Origin of the sequence: Vreelandella subterranea (assembly GCF_900111305.1) — a bacterium.
Classification (GTDB): domain Bacteria; phylum Pseudomonadota; class Gammaproteobacteria; order Pseudomonadales; family Halomonadaceae; genus Vreelandella; species Vreelandella subterranea.
The window spans coordinates 17503-26896 of sequence record NZ_FOGS01000008.1; the positions used below are offsets into that span (position 1 = coordinate 17503).

Here is a 9394-nt window from a genome sequence, read left to right on the forward strand (position 1 = left end):
CTATGCTCCCTGTGCCATTTGACGATGCGTAGACGCGTTAGAAGCGCTAGTATTGGTGTTGTCGCGTGTTGACTTCTGACATAACTCAGCACGATTGGGGCGTTCACGGCATGGCGTACCGTTTGGGTTCCAGCGCTCTGGCCAAATAACTTGTGGGGTCAACCCAAGCTTTTTGGCGATAGCGCGTTCCATGCGTGGGTAAGGGGTGTACTTCGCCATTTGTACGGCGTTGCCGGTGACGCCCAGCTCATCGCTAAGCTTGCGAAAGCTAGAACCCTGGCTGCGGAGTTGGTACTTCAGCCACTCCCAGCGCTGGGCTGGATTGATAGGAATATCTTGTTTCATGGCGTCACCTCGGTGGCGTTTTTTTGGGGTGTCTAACCTGTATTTCCCCATAAACATAGCGCGGATAAATGCGTATATCAAGCGGATAAATGAGCATCCGATTCTTTTTATTGCGCAATGTGCTCTTATTTTTGTGCAAGAGGTTTTAAAACAGTGGGTTACGAAGAAAGGGATGATAATCAACTGAATGGTGGGGAGCATCCGATTCCTAGTGATGGAATCGGACGCTTCCCCTCCCGCCTTAAAGATGCTTTAGGTGGTGAGAGTGCGCGCGTATTTTCGCGCCGATGCGGATTGTCTGAAGGTGCAATACGCAGTTATATGAGCGGGGATACCTTTCCAACACTTGATCGATTAGAGCTAATTGCAAACGCGCTAGGGAAAGACATGCAATGGCTCGCTTTTGGAAGTGAGCATGAAGAGGCGGTCCAGGCGCTTGGCATGGAGGACTATGCTTTTGTTCCGCTCTATGATGCTCAGTGCAGCGCGGGCGATGGAGCCTGGAACGAGAACTGTCGGGTGCTAACGCACATCAGCTTCACGCGCTACTCACTGCGTAAGCAGGGGCTAACGCCAGAGCACCTGTCAGCGATCCGCATAGACGGCGACAGCATGGAGCCGATACTGCACAGCGGCGACACCGTGCTGATCGACCACACGCGCACCACGATTGAGGGCGAGGGTATCTATATCCTCCGCCTGGATGGACACCTCTACGCCAAGCGCCTGCAGCGCAACTTCGACGGTGTGAGCATCATCAGCACCAACAAGGAATACCGCGAAGTGGTCGTGCCGCGTGACCGCTTGCACGAACTGGATATCATCGGGCGGGCCGTGTGGTCGGCGGGGTGGCTTTGAGGCTGTGCCAAACATCCAACAAAAAAGGCCGCTCCATGTAGGAACGGCCTTTTTATCAATTTGCGCGCCTTTGGCACTGTTGGTGTCTAATCTGCTGGCGCTATATACTGGCTTCGTGTTCGTAACCTTCTGAATCTGTGGCTCTAAATTTCGCCGCTTGATCCCAGGTTATCCCTGTTTGTTATCTATAGTCCCACATTGATCCGCTGTGCCATATCTACTGCTAACCCACAGAAGCAGGGCGGTTTCACCCTGATCGAGCTAATGATCGTGGTGGCAATTATCGGCGTATTGGCATCCATTGCCGTACCGCAGTATCAGAACTACACCGCCCGCGCCCAGGCCAGCGAAGGGCTGTCGGTTACCGCTGGGCTTCGCGCGGACATTGCTGAGCAGTACTCGCTAAGAGGAAGTATGCCAGATCGTGGAGACCTTGGGGGCGATGATACATTCGGTTCAGACAATGACGAAATATCTGGACGCTATGTATCGGGAGTTGATTACTCCGATGACACTTCTGCGATTCAAGTTTCTTTTAATAATAATAGCGCTCTTAACGGGTCGACAATGCTAATCACCGCTATCGGTGAGGGTGATGACCAAAACCCAGGTAACGGATGGACATGTTCTTGGGCCGATGGCAGCGATGCTCAAGTGAATTGGTTGCCTGCTGGCTGCCGCGAAGACTAACTTAAAAATTAGCTAATTGATGGGGGCCTTAGGCCCCCATTTAGTTAGATAGTAACGGCTTGGTATTCTCAGAGGGATAAAAATGAAGGGAACCCAGCAAGGCTTTACGCTGATCGAGCTGATGATTGTCGTGGCTATCATCGGTGTTTTGGCCTCCATCGCCATTCCGCAATACCAGAGCTACACTGCTCGCGCCCAGGTGTCCGAGGCTTTTAATCTGGCATCCGCCTATAAAACGACCATGAGTGAGTTTTACGCGGTGAGAGGCCGCTTCCCTGATAGCAATGATGAAGCTGGTTTGCCTGAAGAGGTGGATAGGAGCGGTAACGGCGGAGAAAGCAGTGACGATAGCTATGTGGCTTACATCGGCATCTGGCCTGGCGAAGAGAACTATGGGGCTCGCGTGGTCATGGAAATGAGCGATAATGCCAACAGCGCCATTGCAGGCAAATGGGTGGTGATGGAATCTGAAGCGACAGATGGTTCTATTCAGTGGTCTTGCCGCACGACTACCGGTGCAGGCAATGCGCTTGACGAAAAATATTTGCCGGGTTCCTGCCGTGATCAGAAAGAACTTTAGCCCCCCAAAAAAGATATCGGTTTTATGGCGTCTTCAGCACTTTAAATGTCCGCAATATGCTTGTTATTTACTCAATATCTGCGCATTGGTTAACTACACTGTAAGTACTAAATCCATATGTGGAGCTTACAGTGAATCTTTTCAAAATTGCGGTTCCTAGCGCACTCATAGCACTTATGCTAAGCAGCCCGGCCATGGCCCAGCCCGACCATGCCCCCGCTCATGGCGCGCGTGACAAGCGGCATCATCAGGGGCAGGCGTCAGGGCGTGAGAGTCGGTCTTACGATGATCGTAGCGCAAGGAATTACCAAGATGCTCCCCCGCGTATCGAAGAGCAGTTGCTTAAGCGTCTGCTGCGTGAATATGGCGCTCCCAGGGCCGAGTCGCTTCCACCGGGTATAGAGCGCAATCTGGCACGTGGGAAGCCACTTCCGCCAGGCATCGCCAAGCGGTTTGACGGGCCGATCGCCAACGAGCTGCCTCGTTATCCCGGTTATGAGTGGCAGCGTGTAGGGTCTGATGTGGTGTTGATCGATGCGGCCACCCGCGTGGTTGTCGATATTCTGGTGGATGCGCTACGCTAGGGCCTTGCCATTAACGGAGCTGCTAATGCCTGCCTACACCCTCAAAGAGCGCCTGGACATCGCCCGTGTGATTGCCGAACAGGCGGGGCAAATGATTCGTCAGGCACGCCAGGAGCAATCCTTTGGTCGGCATTACAAGGCGGGCGATGAGTTGGTGACGGACGCCGACGTCGCGGTTGATCGCTTTATCAGTGATCAACTGGCATCACATTTCCCCGGCGAGACCCGTTTAAGCGAAGAACTCTCACCTGATCAGGCATTCAGCGAAAGTGCCCCCCAACTATGGGTCGTCGACCCGATTGACGGCACGGTCAACTTTGCCCAGGGGCTTCGCCATGTGGCGGTCTCGATTGGCTGGATGGAAGACGGTGTGGCAAAGATGGGGGTTGTCCACGCGCCGTTCCTGGAAGAAACCTTCACTGCTGCTGAGGGCGCTGGGGCCTTTTGCAATGACCAGCCCATCCGGCCAAGCGGTGCCAACGAACTGGCGCGCAGTCTTGTGGCAACCGGGTTTCCCTACCAGCGAGAGGCCCGGGAAGCTCTCATGCCTCGCCTGGCTGCCGTATTGGCCAACTGCCGCGATATACGTCGTAACGGCGCGGCTGCTCTGGATATTTGCGATGTTGCCTGTGGGCGGCTGGATGCTTATTACGAGAGTGTCTCGCCCTGGGATTTCGTCGCCGGTTGGGTCATTGCCCGCGAGGCAGGTGCCAGTGTGGGGCATCTTTACGATGTGCCGACTGACGTGCCCGAAGATTTATACTCCCAGCATTTGCTTGTGAGTACGCCCGCCGTTCACTCTGCGATGGTCAGGTTACTACGCGATGCCGATAGCGCCGCATAGGCTGAAACCATGAATCGGTATGATAGACAAGCACTTGAAAAGAAAGCGCAAAAAGAGCTTTTCATTTGCCCGCTAAACCGCTAGTATACGCACCGTCTTGAGGCAAGAAATTAACGCCTCAATCAATCGGAGCGTGGCGCAGCTTGGTAGCGCGTTGCAATGGGGTTGCAAAGGTCGCAGGTTCGAATCCTGTCGCTCCGACCAAAGAAATTATCAGAAAAGGCCACTTCGCTAACCCAGCAAGTGGCCTTTTTTTGCCTAGGTTCCAGGTGGCGAATCGGTAGCAGGCGCCGAAAATAAAAAAGTAACTGGCAACAGTACGACGCCTTATCGCATCTCAGTTTCAGATCAGAACCTCTTTATTTGGCACTAAGAGATCATCAAGAGGTCGTGATTTTTAAGCCTTCTTTCGGCGTTGAAATGCCGACCTACGCCTGACCTCACACATGGTGATACTGTCTGATGGACCTTTCACAATAATAAATTTGAGCGTCCTATGTCATCAATTCGCCATCTTCTTAATGTCAATGAGCTTGGGCATGGTTCGACACCGCTATTAATGATTCATGGCTTTGGATGTGATCAGACGGTATGGCGTCGCTTGATTCCTGCGCTTGAGCAAGACTATCGCCTAATCCTTGTCGATCTGGCGGGGTTCGGCTGTGCCGCCCCGGAAGCTTACGATGTAGTGCGGCATGACTCGCCATTCGGACATGCCGAAGATATTGTGGCGTTGTGTGATGAACTGGCGCTGGAAGGCGCCATGATGCTTGGCCACTCCATTGGCGGCACCGTTGGTATGCTTGCATCCATTGAACGACCCAACGCCTTCCGCCGCTTGGTCATGATATGCAGTTCGGCTCGATACCTGGACGACCCGCCTGACTATCGGGGTGGTTACACTCGTGACCAGCTCAATGGCTTGATGCAGCTTATGGAGCAAAACTACCTAGATTGGGCCGGTACCGTTTCACAAATCGCTATAGGTGACACAGCCACCGATACCCAGCAAAAAAATTTGCAACAACGCTTTCTTGCGGTACCGCCCGAGGTGCTTCGCCCATTTGCCAGGAATATCTTTCTGGGGGATACCCGCCACCATCTGCAGAATGTCACGGTACCCAGCTTGATTGTTCAAACCGCTCGGGATGCCATAGTGCCTATTGAAGCAGCTCAATACCTTCAACAGCACCTCCCTAATAGCCAGCTCCTTGTGTTAGATGCCAGTGGCCATTACCCCCAACTGACAGCACCAGACATTCTCGCCTCAGGACTTCAGAAGCAACTTGGGTTGAAAGGGGGGAAACGCCAATGAATCCAAGACCTGCCGATATCGCACGCTGGTGGCAATTTGCGCCATCAGGCCAAGTTGTCGTTGATGGTAAAGGGTATACGGTGCTGGTGAATCACACACTTAGTGACTGGCTGGGCTTCCCTTCAGAGCAACTTGTCAATCGACTTGCAAGTGAACTGTTCACCTGTGAATCACGTATGGTTTACCAAGGGGTTTTGGCTTACCGAGTGGCGGATGTGGGGTCGGTCAGTGAAGTTCATCTTAGTCTAAATCTTTCGAACGGTGACACCCTTCCTGTTCTATGCAGTGCGCGCCGGTTGGGGGATCAGAAAGACCCACAGATACTGATCTCCATGCAGCCGATCGTCCGTAAGGACCAGTTAGAGCGAGAGCTTCTGGAGGCTCGCCAAGCAGCTCAGACCGCCCTGGAGGAAAAAGAAGCCGTCATCACCGAACTGGAGTCAATGCGCACGACCCTGAAATCCCATAACGAAGAGTTACAACGTCTGACCATGAGGCTGGGGCATGAAGCAAAAAGTGATCCGCTAACTGGCTTGCCTAACCGTCGTCATCTTGATGTTGCGCTTAAGGAGTTACTATCCCGGGCTGAAGGTTTCCTTTCTGAAGGTTTTTGCATGGCCCTGCTGGACATTGATCATTTTAAACCCGTCAATGATGAATATGGTCACGCGGTTGGTGATCAGGTATTGCAACAACTTGCAAAACTACTCTCATCGAAGCTAAGAGGCCAAGATTTTGCTGCGCGCATTGGCGGCGAAGAGTTCGCCTTGCTGATGCCGAAAACCGCCATTGACGAGGCCAGCAACGCTCTGGAGCGGTTGCGACAGGCCATTGAGGTTTATCATTGGCAGCCCGTGCCGATTACGGTCAGCTTGGGGGTAACAAGCTATTTGCCTGAAGACACATCTGAGACCCTTCTGGCGCGAGCGGATAGAGCGCTTTATACCGCTAAGCGGGAGGGGCGAAATCGCCTTGTCAACGGATGAAAAAGGTCAAGTCAATATGGCTGATTTAAACTCTCGGGAGGTTGCTGACTTGCCCTACCGGATACGCGATGTCGCGATGGATGTCGGTTTGCTCATGGCTGCATCGGTCTTCATTCTGCTGGGTGGGACAGGGCTCATTGGGCATCTCACGGGTATTGTTTATCCCTTGAGCGGGTTAATGGTGGCCGATGCGGCGCTGACTGGTTGTTTAGCGGGTCTGTGCTTGTTGGGTTGGCTCGTGCATTGGCGTTGGCTAGTTTTTCTGGCGGCTGCGCCATTGGCGCTGATCACTTGCTATACGCTCATCCACAATGGTGTTTCAGGCAGCCCCTGGGAGGAGGCATCCTGGGTATCAGGTGGTCCGAGAATTCTTTCGGCGGCAGCGTTTCTGCTTTTACTTGTCGCTGTTTGTACGACGTTGGGGATGAAAAAAGCCTGGTGTCGACTGCTATGGGCCGTTAGCGGTTTGCTTGCACTGGGCGCGGGTGGCTTTTCTATTCTGCTGTTATTGCTTCCCGCCAGCCGCATTGGCTGGGCAGACGGATTTGTATCCGCCCCCCTCCTGGCCACGCTTTATGCTTTGCTGGGTGGGGTCGCTTTTGTCGGCGCTGCCTGGCGGGGGAGCCGCCAGTTACTGCCGCTGGGCAGGCTTACGCAGTTCGCCGCCGTAGCCGGTGTGTTGATGAGCTGCGTTGCTTGGTACACCTTAAGTTGGAGCGCTCAGGCAAATATGCAGCGCCAGGCGAGTACCTTGTTGGATAACGCCACGCACAATGCTCGTCATGCCATGCAGGAAGAACGGGATTTCATTCAACGTCTTGCTTGGCGAAAAGGGCTAAATAGCACTTTGAATTCGTCAGCTCGCTGGGAGCACGATGTTCATACCTACTTTCAGCACGCGCCATACTTAAAGACGGTTGCTTTGATTGGTTCCGACGGTGAACTTGAAGAGCTGCGGGTTTCTCCTCAGCCCTATGAGCGTCGCCTTCTTACCGAGAAGAATTATCCAAATCTTCGTGATGAGCTCTTAACGGGGCGGTCAGATACATGGGCACTCAGGGTGGCACATCAACCCAGTGCAGTGTTGCTGGTTTCCTCACTAGGTGACAATGCTGACGGGAAGCTGGTTGCAGAGCTCGACTTACGAGACTTGCTCAAGCGCGAACTTAGTGTGCCCCTTGGTCTGTTTATGCTCAACGTCGGTGAAGGCACACCCTACTTAACCTTAAGACAGTCTGGGAGGGCCATCGACGATACCCCCATCCGCCCGTTACCGCATCTGGAAGAGCGCCGTGTTGGTCTACCTGGCGGTACTCGGCTAACGTTTAACGTCCATATGGATTCTGTTTCAGGCATGTTGCGTGCCAGTATCATGCCGGCAGGTTTTGCAATTGCAGGTCTGACGCTCAGCTACCTTTTGGCCCTGAGCTTGGGCTTGGTAAGGCTGGTACTCCTGCGTTCACATGAGTTGATGGTGGCTCGACAACGTCTAGAAGCACAGTACGACCTTGAGCAACGTTATCGCTCGCTCTACCTTTACCACCCCGATGGTGTTTTATCGATTGATCGTGAAGGCCGTGTGGTGACTGCTAATCAAGCTTGTAATGAAATTACAGGTCTTACCAGTGACGAGGTAGAAGGCAGACATTTTTCGATGCTGCTCCAATCCCAGGATGTAGAGCGCATTCAGGCAATTTATGACGCGACCCTGGACGGCAAGCCAAATCGTGTGGAGCTCCAGATCAGACACCAAGATGGGCATTTAAAGTCTCTGGACTTGACCACCATGCCGATCATTGTCGGCGGTGCTACACAAGGTGTCTTTGGCATCGCAAAAGATATAACCCATCAGCAAGAGCAAGAAGCCCAGTTGGCCTATCAGACTACCCATGACTTGTTGACTGGGCTACCCAACCAAGCTGCTTTTGATGACCGACTGAATGCGGCTTTTATAGAAGCGAAAAAGCAGGGTGGGTTGCTGGTGGTGATGCATCTAGATCTGGATGGGTTTAAAACCATCAATGATGGATTAGGTCACCATGTGGGTGACCAACTGCTGGTGGCGGTAGCAGATAGGCTTCAACGAGTGACAGGGCAATACGATACGTTGATGCGACTCACCGGTGATGAATTTGCGCTGCTGTTTACGGAGCTCGATGATGTAGAGCCAGCGGTCAGTATGGCTGAAAAATTGCTTGATTACTTATTGGAGTCTTTTCAAGTAGAAGGCGAGTTGATTCATATTAGCGCGAGCATTGGCATCGCCTGTAATAGCGAAGTGGTAGAACATGCCCATGAGCTCATGCAACGAGCGGATATTGCAATGGGCGAGGCAAAACAACAGGGCCGTAATACCTGGCAGTGGTACCAAGGAGATGTGCAGCGGATAACCAGAGAGTCAGTACTTTTACGGCGTGATTTACATACGGCACTGCGTGACGACCAGTTTGAACTCTTCTACCAGCCTATCGTAGAAGCCGTTAGCGGTCGCCTTCGAGGTCTGGAAGCGTTGATTCGTTGGCATCATCCTGAGAGAGGCTTGGTGTCGCCGGGGCTGTTTATTCCATTGGCTGAGCAGACAGGCCAAATCATTCCATTAGGCCGTTGGATCTTGGAGCGTGTTTGCCAGGACATTGCTCATATGCACATCCGCGGTCTCAGAATGCCGGTTGCTGTCAACATCTCTTCGTTGCAGTTCCGACGGGAAGGATTCATGGATGATGTGAAGCAAGCTTTGGAGACATCCGGGATACCCAGTAACTGTCTGGAAATCGAAGTAACAGAGAGCGTCTTGTTGGACGGTGCCGAACAGGCAATCGACCTGATCAATCAACTCAAGGCGGTAGGTATCAAGGTCGCACTCGATGACTTTGGTACCGGTTTTTCCAGTTTGAGTTATTTGCGTGACCTACCGATACATAAGGTCAAGCTAGATCGAGCTTTCATCAAGGACATTACAACCGACATACGTAACGCCGCAATCGTGCAAGGTATTATTACCATGGCACATCATCTGGATTTGATCGTTGTCGCTGAAGGCATTGAGGATCGCGATCAACAGCATGACTTGATACGCCGCGACTGCGATCTGCTGCAAGGCTTTCTTTTCGCGAGGCCCATGCCACTAGACGCCGTTGTATCACTACCAGAGGTGCTGCCTGTATCAAAAGCATGAGGTCAGTCGACCGCGAT

The 9394-nt window shown here is 52.8% G+C and carries 9 protein-coding genes, 1 tRNA gene and 1 pseudogene; 10 read left to right on the forward strand and 1 reads right to left on the reverse strand.

Annotation, left to right across the window (positions count from 1 at the left end; genetic code table 11):
- Nucleotides 1-345: a helix-turn-helix domain-containing protein gene (locus BMX75_RS18080; protein WP_175474735.1), complete on the reverse strand. Its 345-nt coding sequence runs from the start codon at nt 343-345 to the stop codon at nt 1-3.
- 117 nt (nt 346-462) lie between these two features.
- On the opposite strand from BMX75_RS18080, the pseudogene BMX75_RS18410 reads away from it, so the two are divergent.
- From BMX75_RS18410 to BMX75_RS12275, 10 genes and pseudogenes are all read left to right on the forward strand, one after another.
- A pseudogene (locus BMX75_RS18410) lies at nt 463-732 on the forward strand (helix-turn-helix domain-containing protein); the annotation flags it as partial.
- Nucleotides 733-1203 carry a S24 family peptidase gene (locus tag BMX75_RS12235; protein WP_245748531.1) on the forward strand — a complete coding sequence of 157 codons (471 nt, stop codon included), beginning with the start codon at nt 733-735 and terminating at the stop codon, nt 1201-1203.
- Nucleotides 1204-1467: 264 nt separating this feature from the next.
- Complete coding sequence (locus BMX75_RS18340) at nt 1468-1893, forward strand: pilin (RefSeq protein WP_092828339.1); 426 nt, start codon at nt 1468-1470, stop codon at nt 1891-1893.
- An 82-nt stretch (nt 1894-1975) separates the two neighbouring features.
- Nucleotides 1976-2473 (forward strand): pilin, encoded by a 498-nt coding sequence (locus tag BMX75_RS12245; protein WP_092828341.1) that lies wholly within the window; start codon nt 1976-1978, stop codon nt 2471-2473.
- 194 nt (nt 2474-2667) lie between these two features.
- Nucleotides 2668-3057 (forward strand): anti-virulence regulator CigR family protein, encoded by a 390-nt coding sequence (locus BMX75_RS12250; protein ID WP_245748533.1) that lies wholly within the window; start codon nt 2668-2670, stop codon nt 3055-3057.
- Nucleotides 3058-3082: 25 nt separating this feature from the next.
- Nucleotides 3083-3901 (forward strand): inositol monophosphatase family protein, encoded by an 819-nt coding sequence (locus BMX75_RS12255; RefSeq protein WP_092828343.1) that lies wholly within the window; start codon nt 3083-3085, stop codon nt 3899-3901.
- Between the two features lie 127 nt (nt 3902-4028).
- Nucleotides 4029-4105 (forward strand) — tRNA-Pro (locus BMX75_RS12260).
- A gap of 292 nt (nt 4106-4397) precedes the next feature.
- Nucleotides 4398-5216: an alpha/beta fold hydrolase gene (locus BMX75_RS12265; RefSeq protein ID WP_092828345.1), complete on the forward strand. Its 819-nt coding sequence runs from the start codon at nt 4398-4400 to the stop codon at nt 5214-5216.
- Nucleotides 5213-6202, forward strand: a complete 990-nt coding sequence (locus BMX75_RS12270; RefSeq protein ID WP_092828347.1) for a GGDEF domain-containing protein — start codon at nt 5213-5215, stop codon at nt 6200-6202. The genes BMX75_RS12265 and BMX75_RS12270 overlap by 4 nt, the downstream gene beginning before the upstream one ends.
- Nucleotides 6189-9377 carry an EAL domain-containing protein gene (locus BMX75_RS12275; protein ID WP_245748535.1) on the forward strand — a complete coding sequence of 1063 codons (3189 nt, stop codon included), beginning with the start codon at nt 6189-6191 and terminating at the stop codon, nt 9375-9377. The genes BMX75_RS12270 and BMX75_RS12275 overlap by 14 nt, the downstream gene beginning before the upstream one ends.
- The last annotated feature ends 17 nt before the right edge of the window (nt 9378-9394 follow it).

Bases quoted from the DNA above. Each gene is read 5' to 3' on its own strand.
- BMX75_RS18080 (WP_175474735.1), bottom strand. From the start codon at position 345: ATGAAACAAGATATTCCTATCAATCCAGCCCAGCGCTGGGAGTGGCTG.
- BMX75_RS12235 (WP_245748531.1), top strand. From the start codon at position 733: ATGCAATGGCTCGCTTTTGGAAGTGAGCATGAAGAGGCGGTCCAGGCG.
- BMX75_RS18340 (WP_092828339.1), top strand. From the start codon at position 1,468: ATGATCGTGGTGGCAATTATCGGCGTATTGGCATCCATTGCCGTACCG.
- BMX75_RS12245 (WP_092828341.1), top strand. From the start codon at position 1,976: ATGAAGGGAACCCAGCAAGGCTTTACGCTGATCGAGCTGATGATTGTC.
- BMX75_RS12250 (WP_245748533.1), top strand. From the start codon at position 2,668: ATGGCCCAGCCCGACCATGCCCCCGCTCATGGCGCGCGTGACAAGCGG.
- BMX75_RS12255 (WP_092828343.1), top strand. From the start codon at position 3,083: ATGCCTGCCTACACCCTCAAAGAGCGCCTGGACATCGCCCGTGTGATT.
- BMX75_RS12265 (WP_092828345.1), top strand. From the start codon at position 4,398: ATGTCATCAATTCGCCATCTTCTTAATGTCAATGAGCTTGGGCATGGT.
- BMX75_RS12270 (WP_092828347.1), top strand. From the start codon at position 5,213: ATGAATCCAAGACCTGCCGATATCGCACGCTGGTGGCAATTTGCGCCA.